The sequence below is a fragment of the Ktedonosporobacter rubrisoli genome, assembly GCF_004208415.1.
GTDB classification, from domain to species: domain Bacteria; phylum Chloroflexota; class Ktedonobacteria; order Ktedonobacterales; family Ktedonobacteraceae; genus Ktedonosporobacter; species Ktedonosporobacter rubrisoli.
On the sequence record NZ_CP035758.1, the window covers coordinates 3,298,486 to 3,315,968 of the forward strand.

Here is a 17,483-nt window from a genome sequence, read left to right on the forward strand (position 1 = left end):
ATTATCGCATGAAACAAGCTGAGTTCGATGTCGGTATTATTGGTGGAGGCCCTGCAGGATCGGCCATGGCCTCTTATCTTGCTCAAGCTGGTCTTTCCTGCGTCCTCTTTGAGCGTGCGCTGTTTCCACGCCCTCACGTGGGAGAGTCGCTTGTTCCCTCTTCGACACGCGTGTTAAAAGACCTTGGGTTGTTAGAAAAGATGGATCAAGCTCGTTTTGTACGAAAGTACGGAGCAGCCTGGACTGCCGCTGATAGGGGACCGATCTACAACATGCAGTGGGAAGGATTGGAGGCTGATTGTTATGCAGGCGTACGCTTTGATGAACGTAGCCAGCCTGGCGTAGATCGAAACTATACCTTCCACGTCGATCGAGGTAAATTTGATCTCCTGTTGCTCCAACATGCCAATGAGAAGGGAGCTACAATCTATGAAGGAATACAGGCACAATCGGTTGAGTTTGCTGATGACGATTATCCCAGCATCCATTTTATGATTGCCAGGCAAATGAGCAAGGTGAAGGTGCGGATGGTAGTGGATGCCAGCGGGCGGCGTACCTTACTGGGAAATCAGCTCAAACTGCGTGTACAAGATCCCGTTTTTGACCAATATGCGTTGCATACCTGGTTTGAAGGATATGATCGCCGTATTCTTACACGCAATGAAGCGCAGCAAGATTTTATCTTTATTCACTTTTTGCCACTCATCAATAGCTGGGTCTGGCAAATTCCTATCACTGAGACTGTGACAAGTATCGGCGTTGTGACGCAAAAGAGGAATTTTGCACGTTCTAGACAAGAACGTGAGGCGTTCTTCTGGCACTGCTTGGAGAGCCGTCCAGAGCTAGCCGCAGGACTGAGAGATGCTTGCCAGGTAAGGCCGTTGCGTGAAGAGGGGGATTATAGCTATGCTATGAAACAGATCTGTGGCGATCATTTCCTGTTGCTTGGAGATGCTGCTCGTTTTGTTGATCCGGTTTTCTCGACCGGGGTAAGTATCGCCCTTAATAGCGCTCGTTTTGCCAGTGCAGCTATTCTACGTGCTGCTGAGCAAGGGGATTTCCGTAAGCAGAGCTTTGAAGCGTTCGAGACAACGTTACGCCGGGGTACAAGAAATTGGTATGAGTTTATTTCTGTGTACTATCGCCTTAATGTGCTTTTTACTGCTTTTGTCCAGAATGAGCGGTATCGACTTGAGGTGTTAAAGTTGCTTCAGGGTGATGTGTATGATGAAGAAGAACCCGAGGTACTCAGGATGATGAAAGATATTGTGTCAGAAGTTGAACGCAATGAGAAGCATATCTGGCATCGTCATCTTGGAAGCCTTACGGCCTCAGCATTTCGTCCGTTGTTCTAGGAAACAACGATAGGCACCATCATTGGCACATCTGTTCTGTAGTTCAATGCGTAATCATAAAGTTCATTCCACGAACTTTTTCCTGACGAGGAAATTGACTCTAAAGCAGCAAGTTTGTGCTTGAACCGCTTATCTTGAGCCAGATTACCATAGAGAAAAGAAGCAATGATAAACAAATATGGTGATAAAGACAAAGTAACGTATGAACAGCAGGCCAAAATACAACAAGAAATCGAGGCAGCTATTGCCTATCTCTTTGCCTCTGAAGATGAAGGCTTGCAACAAGCCCTGGCTCTCGTTCGCGATGAGGGTTTACCGCAGATCCAAATCTCATCCATTCAGGGGAAACTTCTTCAACTTTTAGCCACAGCATGTCACGCGCGCAAAATTCTGGAAATTGGCGCCCTGGCTGGCTATAGCGGTATCTGGCTGGCGCGCGCACTTCCTGCTGATGGACGTTTGATTTCTCTGGAGATTAATGCTAAAAATGCAGAGCTGATACGACGTACCTTTATGCATGCGGGCGTCGCGGATCGGACCGAGGTACGGGTTGGTAACGCATTAGCACTGCTCCCTCATCTGCTTGACGAAGCGCCTTTTGATCTTGTCTTCATCGATGCCGATAAGCAGCCTTATCCCCATTACCTGGACTGGGCACTGCGCCTGACCCAACCCGGGAGCATTATTGTCGCCGATAACACCATCGCAGGAGGCGCTGCCTTGTGCGCGAAGGCCGAAAGAAATGAACGCCAGCAGGGACTCTTCGAGTATAATAAACGCGCCAGCAGCGATCCACGCTTGCTTTCTCTAGCTCTTGCCATAGACAACAATTTCACTGACGGCTTCACAATTTCTGTGGTTCGAGAAGCCCCAAGCCAAACGGGTGTGGCAAATGCTGATTACGCCTGATGTTACGACCTTCCCCTTCATTCCCGGCTCGCCTTGAGCATAAGGAGCTTTCCGGCTTCCAGGACCCACTGCTAGCACAAATGGGATTGGCGTTGGAGCTACTTGCTCGGCAGATTGGCTACAGCCCCTATCATTTTGCGTAGCTCTTTCGAGAGACGACAGGAGTGACTCCTCATCAGTTTGTGTTGAGCAAACGTCTTGAGCAGGCCCGACAATTGCTCAAGACAACTGACTTGTCTCTGAGCCAGGTGGCGTTAGATGGGGCTTTCAGAGCCAGAGCCACTTTACCCACACCTTCAAAAGTCACCTGGGAGTGACCCCACGTCAGTATCGGCGGCAATCCTGACATTCCCCCGCTTTTCAACAAGATTCCCAAAAATGCGACAGAACTCTCTCTCCTGCTGGTCTATCATAACAGCTGAACAGAGGCAACTCTGGATATTCTCCTTGTCCTCGAATGATTGTAATGTACTGAAGAAGGGATAGAGAGTTCTCATGCAAATTGGTCTTCAGGTTACGAATTTCACCTGGCCCGAAGGACAGGCTCATCTTGGCGACAACTTTGGCCTCCTCGCCCAACGAGCCGAATGCGCTGGCTTATCCAGCCTCTGGGTCATGGATCACTTCTTTCAAAATGTCGGCCCGGCTGAAAAAGAAATGCTCGAAGGATGGAGCGCCCTCGCCTTTGCCGCCGCTTGCACAAATCGTATCAAACTCGGCACCCTGGTTACCGGCGTCACTTATCGTCATCCCGCCATCCTGGTGAAAACCGCTACCACCTTGGATGTCCTCTCACATGGGCGTACCTACTTCGGCATTGGCACCGCCTGGCATGAACCGGAGCATCGTGGATTGGGTGTGCCTTTCCCACCTATGACCGAGCGTTTTGAACGATTAGAGGAAGCACTTCAAATCGCTCTTCAGATGTGGGCTGGCGACGAAGCTTCATATCGTGGAAAGTATTATCAACTCGATCGCCCGCTTAATTCCCCACAGGCCGTTCAGAAGCCTCATCCACCCATTCTCATTGGTGGAACTGGTGAACGCAAGACGCCACGCCTGGTTGCTCGCTACGCTGATGCCTGGAACATTCCGAACGTCCCGGTGCTCGGCGATGAGCAAATAAAGCGCAAACTGGCAATTATGCAAGAGCACTGTCAGGCTATCGGTCGGCCTTACGAGCAGATCGAGAAAAGCATCCTTGAGACCATGCATGTGAGCCGTGATGGTCGCCCTGGTACTGTTACTCCATCCGCTGCCATTGAGCGATGCGCCTTCCTGGCCTCGCTAGGTATCGATCAAGTCATCCTCTGCATGTTTTCGGAGTATTACGACCTTGAGACATTCGATCTGCTAGCAACCGAAGTCATTCCAGCGGTAGAGAAGATCGAGGTCGCAGGTCGCTGACAGCGTTTAGGAAATGGCAGGACAGCATTGTACGCACGTTGGGTAAAATTGCGGATCATTCAACGGATGAGTGTTTAGGGAGCTTGAAACGGCCAACAGAGCGGAGTAGGCACTGTTCCTTTGGTGGACATATCTCTTTTACTCGTTTTACTGTCCACTTACTTATCCAAATTCCGCTCGATGCTCGCACAATGATGGATATGATCCACTATCGTATGAGAAAGATAGCCGGATAGAGCAAGCATACCTTTCTCATACGGTCATATTGCCTGGCTCTGTAATACCTGATCAATCAGTATTACTAAATGGGATTGTGAGTAAACACTAATGGGAGAAATATATCAACGAACCTTAGTCCAACAATGTGCTGTTCGAGACAATGATTATTCAGCCTTAATTATAAATGGATTGGCTGGCTAAGGAGCATCCGCGATTTCGATCACTTGAAACGTTTAGGAAATGATAAGAGGATATATCCCCCATACGTGGTCGATCCTGGGATATTCCCTATATGGTTTGGGGGGGTATTCAGCATGAAGCGTAGCGATTTTATCCTTTCTGGCGGTTTTGATGAACGTTTTCGAGGCTGGGGGAGCGAAGATACTCTTATGGGAGCGAAAGCTTTTGCCTTAGGGAATTATATAGTTCCTGTGTATTCTGCAGCCGGTTTTCATATCAGTCACAATGATCGAAGCATTCATAAAACACAAGAGAAAGAACAAAATCATCGTCTTTATCTGGACGTCTTACAGATGCCATTTTCCGCGGCTGATCAAGGTTGGACACGGCAAGTCTGTGAACAGGTACAACCTTCTTTCTTCATACCATCCCATTCCCGTCGTCCGCTATCACTTCATTTCCTGATCAGAAATATCTTCTTCCCTTTAAAAAAGCGTTATCTCATCCATTTCAAGCGGGCAGATATTTCTATGCACTGGTAGATATACTGAAGCTATTGATATATTATACCTTACTATTAAGCAAGAACCAGAAAACAGTTCTTACAAACTACTCTATGCTCAAGCTTTATGTGCCTCAGGTATATATGAGCAGGCAATAGATGTACTAAAGGATATTCAGCAAAGTGAACCACAAAATACTAGTGCTGTAATTGAAGAAGGATTGGCCCTGGCTGCCCAAGGGCACTTTCAACTCGCTCGAACAAAACTACTAGCTGCCCAGGCTCTCGATGCCAACGATGCTCTCTTGACTTTCCTCTTTAAACTACCACTCAAACACCATTTTGAACGAGCCTGCTTCTTTCGTCAACAAAAACCTTACGCATTGATTGATTTCGACACAGCTGGGCTAGCGCCTCGTATTTGGGATGTAGCTTGTGCTGCTTATCGCTTTATTCCTCTTTCAAATCACCCAAAATTACAGTCTTTTGGTCTTGAGCAACCATCAATGCAATACGAGCGCCTCGTGCTTTTTTGTGTAGCCTATGGCTCTCTCTTTTCCCCTGAAGAGGTTATTGAGGCAGCCATCCGGCGCATTGAGGCAATGTGTTCTCTCATAATTAAGCATGCTGTCACTGAGCTAGCATTTCAACATATGATTGATGCTGGAGATCTCGATATTTACTATCAAGATATTGGGCAGATGTTACAGACGCAACAAAAAATGATATTCTTCCATTAGTTTATTTGTTGTAAAGCAGAGGCTAGCCTCGTCAGGAAAAGGTGAAATGTATGTTGCGTTTTCGCTTTAGTCCAATCTGGCATAATTGGGATTTTCTCAAACTCTGGTTCGGAGAAACGGTTTCTAGCATTGGTTCGCAGGTGACACTCATAGCTTTTCCTCTGACTGCTGTTACCCTTCTTCACGCATCTGCTTTTCAAATGGCAATTTTAACAGCTACAGATACGATTCCCATTATCCTCTTCGGACTCTTCATTGGGGTTTGGGTTGATCGCCAAAAACGTCGTCCATTGCTGATTATGTCGAATGTTGTTCGTATTCTCCTCTTATGTTCTGTTCCTATAAGCTACACACTCCACCTGTTAACCATGGAACAGTTATAAAATTCCTTTCGTCTTACAAGGCATGGAGAACCCGTTGACGCAGCAATGCAAATCCTGCTCTGCCATACCCCATCCGCTTGATGAGTTTGAGCTTGTTGACATGTCCCTCGACCAGACCGTTGTTCTGAGGGAGCGTGAGTCCTGCCACCACAGCGGCTTTGTCTCGTTCTACTCCAGCAACAAACCCCTGCAATTCGCGGATCTGACTTGCCTTGACGCGCTCAAGCCAGTCGTCGAGCTGCTCTCCAGTACGCGTCTGCAACATCTGGGCGAATTGTAGAACGAGCACATACACCTGATCCACCTCAGCGTGCAAAAGCCGAAGCAGAGCGAGCGTTTCTTGCTCGTCGGCATCCAATTCTGGAGGCGCGGCGAAGAAATAGGAAGACGGCTTGTCGTGCCAAGGCAGGAGGCCGTGGAAGCTGATCGGGCCTTTGGGCATTCTTTCGTCCTTCTGGAAGAGAACGAACTAGTTGCTTGTACACGACCTTGTAGGTGAGAGGGGCACCACCAGCGACTAACTCCCGATGCAATTGAGCGATGTTGTGACAGCCGGCTTCCCAGCGCTGAGCAATCTCTTTGAGATAGGGATCAAGGCGGGTTTTTCGCGGGCGCGGTTGTTGTTCGGGAAAGGTGCCATGAGCCAGCCACCGCGAGACGGTAGTGCGGGCTACCCCGACTCGCTCAGCAATTGCTGCCTGCGAGAAGCCCTGTTTGCGTAAGGCGACGATCTGCTGGTATTGGCCAAGGCGCTCCTCTCGCTTTGCCTGGCTCACCTGCATTTCCTTTGGACTCAATTTCGGCGGCAGTTTCGGTTGCTCTGTCTCCAAGGGTGTGGCTGAGACGATTTCGACCTGAGTACGCCGACGAGCGGCAAGATGACGTGAGAGGACGCCCTCCAAAGTCTCACCAAGGTTTTTGAGCAAATGAAAACGGTCTGCCGTTTGCGTAGCGCCTGGAACGGCTTTCTTGGCGGCAGCAGCGTAGTCACCTCCTCGGTCTCGACTCACCAACTCAATTTCCGGGTGCCCTTGCATCCAGGCGGCTGAAGTGTCTGCCGTTCGATCTGGCAGTACATCCAGGATCTTATGCGTTCGTAAATCCACGATGATCGTGCCAAACTTACGTCCACGCCTGAACGAGAAGTCATCTATGCCAATCTGTGACACCTGTCCAACTGGCTCTGTGGGCAGCGCCATGATGCGCCGGAGAATGGTGTGGCGCGAGATCTGTATGGCCATCCGATCTGTGACACGTGCGCCAAGCCTCCCGCCAGTCGCCAAGCCGATGATCTGCACGATCTGATACAAACGCTGTGTTACTCGCGCAAAGGGGTCAACGAAGGGCGTGAGACGCTCCATGAAGATTTTTCGGGCACAGTCGGCTGCATCACAAAAGCATTTGCGCACCTGAATGTTGAGCAGCACAACCATTGGTCACTTGAGAAGCTGCCTCTGGAGCGGGTCACGGCTCTCGACATGTGTAAATTCACGACAAAATGGTTCGTCCTCGTGTTCGCCTCTTTTAGATGGAAAGAGGGAGAAAGAGCAAATGAAATGGCAGAGCGTTCGCATCACACGAACCGATCTCGCCCGTTTTTTTCCATGTGGACTGGTAATGGTTTTGCGCGAGATGTACTAACACCCCGCTGTGTGATGCTTGGCAGGGATGAGTGGTGCCTCATATCACGCGCAGACGGGGAAAAAAGCCAGCCCCTGGCGCTGTTCCTAGGAGAGCAATATTCGAGAAGTTTTCTGCTTTCTGTAATGCTATGATACTCAAAAGACTAGTAGAGACCACACTTTGGAACCTGGAGGGCTCCGCCATGAAGTACACCGTATCGATCGAGATCGCCATGCCGCGAGAGGAGGTGATCCAGCTGCTCGCCGACCCGGCACACCTGCCGAAGTGGCTGCGGGGCCTGGTGCTGCACGAGCCGCTGAGTGGGGTGCACGGGCAAGTCGGTACCAAGTCGCGGGTCGTGATGCAGATGGGGAAGCAGAAGATCGAGGGCACCGAGACCATCACGCGCCGGGAACCGGCTGACCTACGCGAGATCCCGAAAGGGAGCGTCGTTCACTTCGACCGAGAGATCGTCGTTGAGGGCATGTGGAGCGTCGTGCGCGACCGGCTGACCGAGGCCGGTCCGGATAGGACGCTCTGGGTGAGCGAGAGCGAATACCGGTTCAGCGGCTTGCTGATGCGGCTGGTGGGGCTCCTGATGCCCGGCTCATTCCGCAAGCAGTCGCAACAGCACATGCAGGACTTCAAGGCGTTCGCAGAGCATGGAAAGGACGTCCGCGAAGGGAAGGGCTGAGCCGCTGGAAACGGCAGCGGATCCTCGCTGCCGTTTGACGGTCGAGCTTCACGCCGCCCGGTCCGACGTCTTCTGACGGAAACGACCGGGATATTGCTCAGCTACACTCGTTTTCGGGCGCTGTTGAGCCGCAAGGGCTATCGTTGGAAGGACCCCAAGCACGATCTAAGCCATCTGCAACGAACTCCTGAGTATATCGTAAAATAGCCTCGTGGTTGTGAGGATCAGAACTACGGGTAAAGGCTCCCGTAGAACAGAGTACTTGCAAGTTCCTCTCCTTGTCTTTCACCATCATTTCCCCCCAACCACATCCCAGTCTGTTTTTCCTGTGGTTGACCAACGCTTTGCTGTCAATGGGGTTTGCTGCTTGCGTGGGGGATACGCTTTGAACCGGAGGATACCCTTGACCGGGGCAAGCGAACGCATTCTTCCACAGCCAGGGCATTCCACCAGGTGGATGCTGCTGTTGGTAAACCGTTGCAGATCGATACGAACCACGCCTGAGAACGTGAAGCCCGGCTGTTTTGCCCGTGACTTCCTGTACTTTCGCCGTTTCCACCGTTTCTACTGTGCTCGGCGCGTTCGGTACGGCGATATCTTCGACAGCTTGCTGTTCGGGCTCTTTTCCATTTACACCCGGCACGTCTGCCTGATTTTGCTCCTGGGGGAGGGCCTCTGGACCTGCTCCATCAATGAGCTTGAGTGTATCATGGCGCAGGACCAGCAGTTCTGCGGCGGACTTGAATCGCTCGGCCTTTACTTCCGTGTCCCCGGCCAAATACGACCATTCTAGAGCCGTCATTACCAACTTCATCAAATTGTCCATCGTGACACGGCCTGAGTGGGTCGGGTCCAGGACTGGATTGGTGAGCCAGCCATAGATACTGCTCGTCCATTGGCGCATGTTAAGCTGCGGAAAGAGGGGCTGGTACACCTGCTCCAGGGTTGCCAGGATGGTACGCACTTCGTCGGAGGTATGGGAAGCTACGCGACAGAAAGGTTGCAATTTGTCGAAGCGTCGTCGGAATTGCAGCCATGTCGGGTCAGGCAAATCGAATGTTTCCTTCAAGGGAATCGTGTCCCCGCGCCCTGCTGCTACCAGGCACAACTCAAGCGGATGATCGTACTGTAACTTCCCCTGATCCGTCACTTCCTTGAGCAACATCAGGTGTTCGAGCGAGAGATCGTGTGCATCATCGACAATGAGGAATTCGGTGCCGTATTGGTGCAAGTGTCCCATGAGTTTGGGCTTGCGCGTGCTCCAATGTCCTCGGATCGACAGGCCCAGCGCTGCCAACAGCTGGTCACCTAACGCCTGTTCATCATCATTCGTCATGCCCCCGCTTGCGCTGCCGTTTCGGCATCGTGGATACCGTACGACGAGTTGGGAAGTCTCTTTTCAAACCGTTGCGTCATCCACCTGAAAAGCGATTCGACGGTTCCTTTTGCGGATGGCGCGTACGGGGGGCCTGTTCCGTGATAATGCCCAGACGATCCACCAGCACTTGGCGGGCACGCTCGGAGGTGAAGATCTTTCCTCGGTCATGAAAGATAATCGCAGGCTTGCCAAAACACGGCCAGGAATGCTCACAGCCATTGATCCCAACCAGGTGATCTTTCCTCTCCATACAGACCTAACCAGGCGCATATAGTCCTCTTCCTTCAGTGGTCCCAAAGCCAGGACCGCGCCAAGGATCGCTGCCGTTTTGACACAGATGAGCACTGCTGCATGCACACGGCTCGCCACCGTCTCACCAGAAGGAGTGACCACATACAGGTCCATCGTGTGCTCATCGAGCCTTCCGTGAGTAGGGCCAGTGCCGGGATGGAGAGCACAAAGGACTCAGCAGACTCGCGAGGCCGTGCCACCGATTTGGCCCCTTCGCGTATCGCCATCAGATCCGGGTCCAACTTCAAATGCTGTACGGCAGTGCGCACTTGCTTGTAGGAGGGCAGACTCATGGGGGTTCCCGTTTCTTTCGATAAGCGTGCCGCGACCTGCTGCATTTCAGTATGCTCGCTCATGGCCTTCATGGTGAGCCGTGTGGGCAGTCCAAACAACCGACGGATACACTCGGCGAAGGCCGGATGCAGGTGCGAGGCTCTTCGATAGCTACCGTGAGATACACAGGCGATCTGGCCCCTCTCGCGGGTCCTGCTCACCAACCGTGAAAGCGTCGAACGCGAGATACCCCTTTTTCCGAGACGCGCCTCTGGGTGGCTCCGGCCAGCACCTGTTCCACCGCCCGCAGATTGCGGTGAAACTGCTCGCGCTGTGGTTCTGGAAGCGTTGAGGCATCAAAGGTTGGACCAGCAATGAGGGAGGACGGTGGGCGGAAGGTGGTGAGAACTTTTGTCGTCTCTGGTTCAGGCAGAAGCGGAGAGGGCACCAGCCCCGGAGCATCAGGTGGGAGCAAGGCCAGAGGAAGCATGCGCGAGAGGGTGTACTGCTCCAGATCGAGCAACAGATGTCCCGCTGCCGCCGCATCTGCTACCACTTTCCAGATCGCTGCTTCCACCAGATCGGCGGGAAACTGGTGTGAAAGTCGGCTTGCTACCTCGCCGACTTCGGCCATTTCTCCCCAAGACCAGACCTCCGGCAAGACAGCGGCAATGTCAGCAAAGGCGGGAAACGTTTTGCGTCTAGCATGCAAAAAGACCAGATTGTAGTGGCGACGTTTCGTTAAGGTACGCTCCGTGCCAATCCAAAAAGTGCCTAGTTGCAAGCTGGCAAGCCATCGTGCGGCCTCAGCTTTGACCAGGTTACGATCTCTCCGTTTGTCATCCTCCATGCCCGCCTCGGCGAGGAACGGTGTTCCGTCGTCCAACGTGCCCACGAAATCGGGCAGGTAATGATGGGGGTGTTCTCAAACGTGTAGCCAATCGCAAACGGGGCGTGTTGTGGAATCGGCAGTCGATACTTCGTGGCAAACTTCGGGCCAATGTCATCACGCGCGTAGCTGGCAACCAGAGGGTGATACTCAAGCCAGAGCATGAAGCGTTCTTCGAGCTGGCCACAAAATGGCTGTCTGATCACGGTGCCCGTTTTGAGACTGGGAACCCATCCTGAAATGGAGCGGCCCGCTATTTTGAACAGATCAATGCCCTGTACTTCCGGTGCGCGCATTCACATCCTCGCCTGATAGATGCGTCCATCTTCCGCAATACCAATGGTTTATCAGTTCCTGCAATGAGGCATGCAATTTACAGATTTAGAAACAAGCATACCTGACAGGGAGCGGTTTTTCCAGGAAAGTTTGTCCCAGTGTTCAAGATTGAGGGCAATGTTCCATGTTTACGGGCCTGATCGTCTCTCTTCGTAGGACATTTACCAAGCTCTCTGGTACAGCAGCTTCGCTTCGCTATAGCGCCCTTGTGCGCAGTAGATACCCGCCAGGTTATTGAGGTGATTAGCCGTGTCGGGATGCTCTGCCCCTAATTGCTGCTCGCAGATCACGAGGGTTCGCTGGCACAATGGCTCGGCTTTCTTATACCTCCCCTGATCGAGGTAGAGCTTTGACAAGTTGTCAAGGCAGATTGCCACATTGGGATGCTCTGCCCCTAATTGTTGCTTGCAGATCGTGAGAGCACGCTGGTACAATGACTCGGCTTCACTATACCGACCCTGGGCATCAGAGAGCGTTGCCAGGTTGTTGAGAATAGCAGCTGTGTCGGGATGCCCTGACCCTACTAGTCGCTCGTAGATCGAGAGGGCACACTGTTACAGCGGCTCGGCGAGGGCATAGAAAGCATGGTGAAGGAAATAGAGACCTGTGCGATGGAGGACCGCCGCCGCTTCACTGAAGAGAAATGCATAGTCTTCTATCAATGTATAACATGCTTGTACTTGATCAAGATACCGAAGGCATTGAGGCCAAGTGGCGACATCTTGTGGGTGATCAGGAAATGCAGCATCGGTAGCTCGGACCACCCTTTCTGCCCAGTGACGTCGTGTCTCATGGTCCATCCGATCTTTTTGCACTGCCTGCACGAGACGATGAATACTGAGGGTCTGGTTTTCCACCAGGCGCTTCACCAGGGAGAACCTGAGCAGGTCCGCCATGAGTTGCTGAAACTGGAAAGGATCAGTTACCGCCTGTTGCAGAGACGCAGGCCAAAAAGCCGCGCCTTTGAATAGAAGACCTCAACTGGTGCGAATGGCGTTTTCATGTGTCTCGTTTGACCCTCTTTTCATTGAGAATAGAACCGTCTCGCAAGAGTATAGTGTTTTTCCTTTCAGGCTGCAAGAGCCTGTTTTTCTACTTCTCTCATAGGAGCCCTTTCCTGCTCTCTATAGCTGAGTTGGGGAAACGGTGGTTTACTGAACGGATTTCTCCGTTTGGGCGCTTTCCTCCTCTTCTTGTAAACGTAAAGGGCGCAGATTTTTCAGGGAACGCCAAGATTGCGGGGCGAAATGGGAGTCGCCGATTAGGCGAAAATGCTCCAATCCCAACGGCGCAATAGGGGCGACCGTGGCTTCTGGGATGTCTTCCCCTCGTTTGAAGAGACGTGCGCTCATTTGGCCATCGAGCGCAGGTCATCCTGATGAGAGCACGGAAGTTGCGCAAGAGCCACCAAAGCGGGGAAAGATCACTATGTCAAAGAGGCGAAATCCACAGAGTAATTACCAAAAAATCAGCAGTTTAATCTCAAAGTTACACCCAAAGGATTTACATCTTGAGCTTCTGCGCGTGAAAAGGCGAAAATAGCTATGGCATGGGCACCCGATAAGCCTGCTCAATCTTCGCTGAAACGCTCATCCTTCACTAAAAAACTCGCTCAACCTGGTTGAATGACATGCCTGGCGGCTTGCATGGTCAGCTTGTAAGATGTTATTTACCCAGCGTACCTGGTGACACACTCCATATGCCATAACCGCTGGTACATTGTCCAGCTTGGTCAAGGGTACAATAGTTACCCACGAGTTGGCCATCAGCACGGATCGAGCCTTGAAAAAAGAAAGGAGCATGAGCCTGGCTTCCCGAAACTGTAAAAAAGATATGTTTTGAGGTATCAAGTACGCCTTTCCAGGCCCCAGTCGTGTGCAGGCCGGAGAATGTGCCACTGATCTCGGCCAGGTGTTGCTCAATGTTTGTCAATGACATTGGCGTTGGTCTATTGGTAGCGACATCATAGATCGTTCCGCTATATGAGGATGCTCGCAGGTTAGAGGGAGCTTGCGAAGTTGGGGATGTGCCGGATTTTCGCGTACTGGTCTTGAACCCCCCCATTGTCTGCAGTCCCAGACCAAATAGCAAAGAGAGAATCAGCACCAAAGCTATCAAGGTGGCCCAGAAAAGAGTCCATTTGGGCTTCCCATGATCTTGGCGCTTACCACAGCTGGTAGCGGGGAGTGAGAATGAGCTTTTATCTATAGAAGGTTTCTCATGCAACAGAGCATACTTCTTCTTTTGGTCTGATCCTTCTTCACAGGCGTTCAAGGCCTGCCAGAAGTCCTCCACCGTCGAGAAACGCTGATCCTGTCCAATCGCCAGGGCCTGGGAGATGGCCTTGCTGACCTGCTCTGGCACATTTGGAACTGCCCTGTTGAGCGGTAGAAGCGGATCTTCCCTTTTACTTGCCAATGTGGTGGTCCGATAGAATGCATCGGTAGGAACCTGGCCTGATAGCAAGGTATAGCAGGTCGCAGCCAGACCATAAATATCAGTGCGCTGATCTGTGCCAAGCCCACTATATTGCTCAGGTGCGCCATAGCCAGGCGAGCAATGGCGTATCGCTGTTGTCGTCGCATCCATTTCATATTCTTTGGCAATACCAAAATCGACAAGTACCGCGGGCCGCTTTCCTTGTGGAACAATAATATTCGCTGGTTTGATATCACGATGAATAACAGGTGGTCGCTGCCCGTGAAGATACTCTATTGCCTCTACCACTGGAACAAGCAGCGTACGCACTTCTTGCCAGGGAAGGCGTCTTTCTGGTTTTGTACGTCGCAATGTTTCCAGATTTGGCCCTTCAATATATTCCAGTAGCAGAAAAACGCGCCGACGTTCCGTATCTTCGAGCACACGGTAGAGACGGGGCAACGCCGGGTGACTAAACCGTCGAAGCACTTCGCCTTCAAATATGAAGCGTGCCTTTTCGTGCTCATCCTCTGTTCGCAGGTCTTTGAGCGCAAAAAACGCCTCTCCTGCTTCGGCATCCTGCCTGCTGGCCTGCAAATCCTGCACAAGATAGACAGAACTAAAACCGCCGCCGCCGAGAAAAGCTTCTACTTTGTAGCGCTCCAGTATATTATCGCCAGGAGAGAGCGTTGTTTTCTGCTGTGGCATGCTGCACCTTGTTACTAATAAATGACGATCACTGTATTCCAATCGGTGTGCTTGTATATCCAGGCTGCATCGTTCTCACGTAAATTAATACAGCCATGGCTGCCATCAAAGTTGTACGGTGTATTGCCACTGGCGTCCAGGTGCGGAAATTGTGTTCCCGGTCCATAACTTGCACGCCAGGGCGCATCATGCACAAAGTAGCCGCCGTAATGATACAGAATCGCATAGCTGATAGGTGTGGCAGGAAACCAGTATGGCGAATTTCTGGGTTCGCCTGCCGTGAAAATAGTTGGCGATTTGCGATCGAGCACAGCCCAGATACCAGGAAGTGAGGGGAGTTCCTGACGACCGGTTGTGACTTGATAAGCATTCACGAGTTTTCCCTGCTGATAGACCCGTAGAGACTGCTCTACAAGGGAAACCATCAACACCTGCTTCTGTTCCAGATGGTAGTGTATGAGCATCTCTTCATCAGTCTTATGGACCGTATCAAAAGAATGGTGATCATTAGAATCGACCTCCAGCATATGGAGATTAAAAAGCGCATTCTTTGCTTCTGTAATCACAGTCCCATAGTCGCTTACGGTATGAGCGCTTGCCAGCTCTTTATCGAGAGTACCACCAATACCCGTCTGCATATATCCATTGTCTAGCGCGTAGCTATGTCCATCATAGCTGTCATAATAAGGATGGGCTTTATTCCAGGCATCCACCTCGTGGTGAAACTGCTTTACCGTGTAACTAGCCTCACCACGTGTCAAATCGCTATACATCGAGCCAATATCTGCATCGATCTGCTTTAAGAAAATCAACTGATCGTGAAGCGTCCTGGCCCGTGCATCTGCTAGTTGGTCTGCATCAAGACGTTTCTGATAGGGAGCTGGATTTATCCCATATGTACGTAGCGTTTGAATATTCGTCGTCAGCTCGTTTAACATCACCGCACTGACATAAGGAAAAGCGTGTGCAGAACTGACAAGTAGCTGTTGATATTGTATCTGAATTTGTATGGTGAGATCTTGAAAATCTTCAGGCCGGGTTGCGCTATTGAAAAGCGAGACATCGTGTTGATATTGCTGCTGCATCGCCGTTACATCCAAGTGCGCAGCGTTCATCCTACTCAACGTAGCACCAAGATCGTTGAGTTGCTGATTGGTCGATGTCATCAAATTGAGAGAAGTTACTGCATTTCGTGCATCCTGGCTGATCGCTATATAGTCTTTGGGGCTGTGTGCTGAAGACATACGCAACTGATCCTGGCTAAACAATTGTGAAAAGTAATGGATATTTCCAGAAGTATTCGTTTCCTGAGAAAGCCGTGTTTGCAAGCTTTGTAGCATTTGCAAAGCTTGCGCTTTTAGCTGCTCACTTGCCTTTTGCACTATGCCTGGTATGAGCTTCTGGAGCCGCTGATACTGCTGCGCCTGGCGCTGATAGAGGGAAATGCCCAGCGGATTAGCAAACAGAGTGAGGAGTACGGCATCATTGCTCGTTTGTCGCTTCTGAGCTATAACTGACTGTAAGTAATATGTGGGTACACCAGCGACTTGCGCACTGCTAATAAGGTGATCGAGTTGTGTCTTGCTTTTCTCGGCCTGCTGCTGAGCAAGTACACTGCTTCCATGATTGAATGCCTCACTGAGGAGGACGAGTAGAAGCAGCAGCAGGCTAATTATACAAGCAATTCTCAGTGTTAGGAGCTGAACGGACTTTTTGTGTTTCTGCTGTGATTTAGGCAAAAGTAGTTCATGTTGCTGATGCTGTGTAACATCGTCATACGAAATTTTCCCAGTAGCCTCCCTATGGGCCGCTTGCGCATAAAGATAGACAGGGAGACGCGAAGAGGCTTTAATCGTGGCGTCGGAGTCAAGTGAAGAAGCTTTTATGGTTGCGTCGTCTGGCTGGCACCGGCGCATATCGAGCTCTGCCCCACAATGATCACAGCAGGTTTGTGGGAGAGCAACAGCAGCGCCGCATTGGGTACAAAAACGCGGCGGGACAGAGATTTGTGACATAACCATCCCTCCTTGTCTATCTCTAAAGCAGAGCTCATTGTGTGGGGTTGGGCCCACCACACAATGAGCGATTAATATTTATTTAGCCGTTTCCGACGACGCTAGAGCTGGCTGTAAAAGGTTTACGCTGCTCGATACCGGCATTTTCTATACTTACCTCCTGGTAGGTATAGCTGTTGCCCGAGCTCGGACTCAAAAAGCCTGCTTTCTGAACTAAAGCGGGTGCATCGCCAACCGTTGCCAGCAGAACTGGTGAAAACGCCCAGTTATCAGCCGGCGAGAGTCCTCCGATTTGACGGCCCAATGCGCGATGCTCGGCCTCAACTGTGGCGACCTGTCCAGAAAGTTGAGCCAGGTCTGGCCGCCCCATCTGAGCAAACTCGAAGATCGCAGCCAGGAATGCTGAGTCGAAAACACCTTCGAGCTGCTGCTGAGTGTCAATGAAGGTTTTGAGATCGGTGAAAGTCTGAGCACCCTTTGGGAAACTGAAGGTTTCAGCCAGCGACGAGCCTCCATTAGCAGCGAAGAACTGCTGGTGAATCTGCTCTTCGACAAGAGCAGCCTTAATATTCTCCAGGTCGTTGCCTTTCAATCCCAGCTTGTCGGCATTTGCGACACCATTACTGTAGAACGTCACGGCCAGTTGTTCTGCAGTACGTGCAACCGTCAAAATGGTAGCGGCAGTATCGGTGGTTTGGACATTGCCTGCTGTTGCATGAAAATTCACGGCTTTTGCATATGCGGGCATGCTCGATAATGGGGTCAGCGCGAAACCAGCTGCACCTGCCGTCACTCCGGCTGCGCCTGCGATTGCTCCTTTCAGCACTGCTCGACGCGATCGTGCACTGGCAAACGATGCCAATAAATTGGCAGTTGCACTGTCTTTCTTGGTACGCCCTTTCATCATGCGTTTTCATCCTTTCAAGAAATTCATTTCAGGCGGTGGTACATTCAAATCCGCCAAGCAGCCATGCGCGCCGTGACCACTTAACCGATGGCGCAGCATTATCTACGCCGAGAGATTGTCAGGCTATGATGATCTCAAACTGTATCTAGCGATACAATACTTAACCGATATAATCACTCTATCTATCGACTAGACTTATAAACTTTTTCTGAAGCCTGAACTTGTATCGCTAGATACAGCTTCCGTAAAAGATTTA

At 51.1% G+C, this 17,483-nt stretch carries 17 protein-coding genes and 4 pseudogenes; 11 read left to right on the forward strand and 10 right to left on the reverse strand.

The annotated features are described in order from the left end of the window. The first annotated feature begins 8 nt into the window (after window positions 1-8). The 9 genes and pseudogenes from EPA93_RS14810 to EPA93_RS14845 all read left to right on the forward strand — a co-directional run bounded on the left by EPA93_RS14810 (window position 9) and on the right by EPA93_RS14845 (window position 5,695). On the forward strand, window positions 9-1,355 hold the full coding sequence (locus tag EPA93_RS14810; RefSeq protein ID WP_129888264.1) for an NAD(P)/FAD-dependent oxidoreductase: 1,347 nt from the start codon (window positions 9-11) through the stop codon (window positions 1,353-1,355). A gap of 165 nt (window positions 1,356-1,520) precedes the next feature. Beyond that, on the forward strand, window positions 1,521-2,264 hold the full coding sequence (locus tag EPA93_RS14815) for an O-methyltransferase (protein WP_129888265.1): 744 nt from the start codon (window positions 1,521-1,523) through the stop codon (window positions 2,262-2,264). Further along, window positions 2,264-2,407 (forward strand): hypothetical protein, encoded by a 144-nt coding sequence (locus EPA93_RS48385; RefSeq protein WP_165423115.1) that lies wholly within the window; start codon window positions 2,264-2,266, stop codon window positions 2,405-2,407. The genes EPA93_RS14815 and EPA93_RS48385 overlap by 1 nt, the downstream gene beginning before the upstream one ends. A 12-nt stretch (window positions 2,408-2,419) precedes the next feature. Further along, a pseudogene (locus EPA93_RS50910) lies at window positions 2,420-2,610 on the forward strand (helix-turn-helix domain-containing protein); the annotation flags it as partial. Between the two features lie 149 nt (window positions 2,611-2,759). Beyond that, window positions 2,760-3,671: an LLM class F420-dependent oxidoreductase gene (locus EPA93_RS14830; RefSeq protein ID WP_129888267.1), complete on the forward strand. Its 912-nt coding sequence runs from the start codon at window positions 2,760-2,762 to the stop codon at window positions 3,669-3,671. Between the two features lie 485 nt (window positions 3,672-4,156). Then, a complete protein-coding gene (locus tag EPA93_RS14835; RefSeq protein ID WP_277988892.1) occupies window positions 4,157-4,612 on the forward strand; it encodes a galactosyltransferase-related protein in 456 nt (151 codons plus the stop codon). Between the two features lie 34 nt (window positions 4,613-4,646). Next, a pseudogene (locus EPA93_RS50915) lies at window positions 4,647-4,715 on the forward strand (hypothetical protein); the annotation flags it as partial. A gap of 162 nt (window positions 4,716-4,877) precedes the next feature. Then, window positions 4,878-5,312: a hypothetical protein gene (locus tag EPA93_RS49700; protein WP_242527407.1), complete on the forward strand. Its 435-nt coding sequence runs from the start codon at window positions 4,878-4,880 to the stop codon at window positions 5,310-5,312. Window positions 5,313-5,362: 50 nt separating this feature from the next. Next, on the forward strand, window positions 5,363-5,695 hold the full coding sequence (locus EPA93_RS14845; RefSeq protein WP_129888269.1) for an MFS transporter: 333 nt from the start codon (window positions 5,363-5,365) through the stop codon (window positions 5,693-5,695). Between the two features lie 13 nt (window positions 5,696-5,708). Here the strand turns inward: EPA93_RS14845 and EPA93_RS14850 are convergent. Then, window positions 5,709-7,122: pseudogene (locus EPA93_RS14850) on the reverse strand (ISL3 family transposase); the annotation flags it as partial. Between the two features lie 398 nt (window positions 7,123-7,520). On the opposite strand from EPA93_RS14850, the gene EPA93_RS14855 reads away from it, so the two are divergent. Beyond that, complete coding sequence (locus tag EPA93_RS14855; protein ID WP_129888270.1) at window positions 7,521-8,012, forward strand: SRPBCC family protein; 492 nt, start codon at window positions 7,521-7,523, stop codon at window positions 8,010-8,012. A gap of 93 nt (window positions 8,013-8,105) precedes the next feature. Next, on the forward strand, window positions 8,106-8,219 hold the full coding sequence (locus tag EPA93_RS50920; RefSeq protein ID WP_422877878.1) for a hypothetical protein: 114 nt from the start codon (window positions 8,106-8,108) through the stop codon (window positions 8,217-8,219). A 1,205-nt stretch (window positions 8,220-9,424) separates the two neighbouring features. Here EPA93_RS50920 and EPA93_RS14870 read toward each other — a convergent pair. The 9 genes and pseudogenes from EPA93_RS14870 to EPA93_RS14910 all read right to left on the reverse strand — a co-directional run bounded on the left by EPA93_RS14870 (window position 9,425) and on the right by EPA93_RS14910 (window position 17,227). Continuing rightward, the gene (locus EPA93_RS14870) at window positions 9,425-9,640 is read right to left on the reverse strand and encodes a hypothetical protein (RefSeq protein WP_129888271.1); all 216 of its coding nucleotides are present in this window, start codon (window positions 9,638-9,640) and stop codon (window positions 9,425-9,427) included. A 34-nt stretch (window positions 9,641-9,674) separates the two neighbouring features. After that, the gene (locus EPA93_RS14875) at window positions 9,675-10,037 is read right to left on the reverse strand and encodes a hypothetical protein (protein ID WP_129888272.1); all 363 of its coding nucleotides are present in this window, start codon (window positions 10,035-10,037) and stop codon (window positions 9,675-9,677) included. A 134-nt stretch (window positions 10,038-10,171) separates the two neighbouring features. Continuing rightward, entirely contained in the window at window positions 10,172-10,804 is a 633-nt protein-coding gene (locus EPA93_RS14880) for a hypothetical protein (protein ID WP_165423116.1), read from the reverse strand. Next, on the reverse strand, window positions 10,729-11,139 hold the full coding sequence (locus tag EPA93_RS14885) for a hypothetical protein (protein WP_129888274.1): 411 nt from the start codon (window positions 11,137-11,139) through the stop codon (window positions 10,729-10,731). Before EPA93_RS14885 ends, EPA93_RS14880 begins: the two co-directional genes overlap by 76 nt. A 201-nt stretch (window positions 11,140-11,340) precedes the next feature. After that, window positions 11,341-11,721 (reverse strand): annotated as a pseudogene (locus EPA93_RS14890) (tetratricopeptide repeat protein); the annotation flags it as partial. A 12-nt stretch (window positions 11,722-11,733) separates the two neighbouring features. After that, on the reverse strand, window positions 11,734-12,117 hold the full coding sequence (locus tag EPA93_RS14895) for a DUF7779 domain-containing protein (RefSeq protein WP_479723990.1): 384 nt from the start codon (window positions 12,115-12,117) through the stop codon (window positions 11,734-11,736). A gap of 727 nt (window positions 12,118-12,844) precedes the next feature. Continuing rightward, window positions 12,845-14,305: a serine/threonine protein kinase gene (locus EPA93_RS14900; protein WP_129888277.1), complete on the reverse strand. Its 1,461-nt coding sequence runs from the start codon at window positions 14,303-14,305 to the stop codon at window positions 12,845-12,847. 14 nt (window positions 14,306-14,319) lie between these two features. Then, a complete protein-coding gene (locus EPA93_RS14905; protein WP_165423117.1) occupies window positions 14,320-16,320 on the reverse strand; it encodes a L,D-transpeptidase in 2,001 nt (666 codons plus the stop codon). Window positions 16,321-16,402: 82 nt separating this feature from the next. Further along, entirely contained in the window at window positions 16,403-17,227 is an 825-nt protein-coding gene (locus EPA93_RS14910) for a ferritin-like domain-containing protein (protein ID WP_129888279.1), read from the reverse strand. Between the last annotated feature and the right edge of the window lie 256 nt (window positions 17,228-17,483).

Excerpts from the sequence above, each read along its gene's own strand:
- EPA93_RS14810 (WP_129888264.1), top strand. The coding sequence starts at position 9 with ATGAAACAAGCTGAGTTCGATGTCGGTATTATTGGTGGAGGCCCTGCA.
- EPA93_RS14815 (WP_129888265.1), top strand. The coding sequence starts at position 1,521 with ATGATAAACAAATATGGTGATAAAGACAAAGTAACGTATGAACAGCAG.
- EPA93_RS48385 (WP_165423115.1), top strand. The coding sequence starts at position 2,264 with ATGTTACGACCTTCCCCTTCATTCCCGGCTCGCCTTGAGCATAAGGAG.
- EPA93_RS14830 (WP_129888267.1), top strand. The coding sequence starts at position 2,760 with ATGCAAATTGGTCTTCAGGTTACGAATTTCACCTGGCCCGAAGGACAG.
- EPA93_RS14845 (WP_129888269.1), top strand. The coding sequence starts at position 5,363 with ATGTTGCGTTTTCGCTTTAGTCCAATCTGGCATAATTGGGATTTTCTC.
- EPA93_RS14855 (WP_129888270.1), top strand. The coding sequence starts at position 7,521 with ATGAAGTACACCGTATCGATCGAGATCGCCATGCCGCGAGAGGAGGTG.
- EPA93_RS14870 (WP_129888271.1), bottom strand. The coding sequence starts at position 9,640 with ATGGAGAGGAAAGATCACCTGGTTGGGATCAATGGCTGTGAGCATTCC.
- EPA93_RS14875 (WP_129888272.1), bottom strand. The coding sequence starts at position 10,037 with ATGAGCGAGCATACTGAAATGCAGCAGGTCGCGGCACGCTTATCGAAA.
- EPA93_RS14880 (WP_165423116.1), bottom strand. The coding sequence starts at position 10,804 with ATGGAGGATGACAAACGGAGAGATCGTAACCTGGTCAAAGCTGAGGCC.
- EPA93_RS14885 (WP_129888274.1), bottom strand. The coding sequence starts at position 11,139 with ATGCGCGCACCGGAAGTACAGGGCATTGATCTGTTCAAAATAGCGGGC.
- EPA93_RS14900 (WP_129888277.1), bottom strand. The coding sequence starts at position 14,305 with ATGCCACAGCAGAAAACAACGCTCTCTCCTGGCGATAATATACTGGAG.
- EPA93_RS14905 (WP_165423117.1), bottom strand. The coding sequence starts at position 16,320 with ATGTCACAAATCTCTGTCCCGCCGCGTTTTTGTACCCAATGCGGCGCT.
- EPA93_RS14910 (WP_129888279.1), bottom strand. The coding sequence starts at position 17,227 with ATGATGAAAGGGCGTACCAAGAAAGACAGTGCAACTGCCAATTTATTG.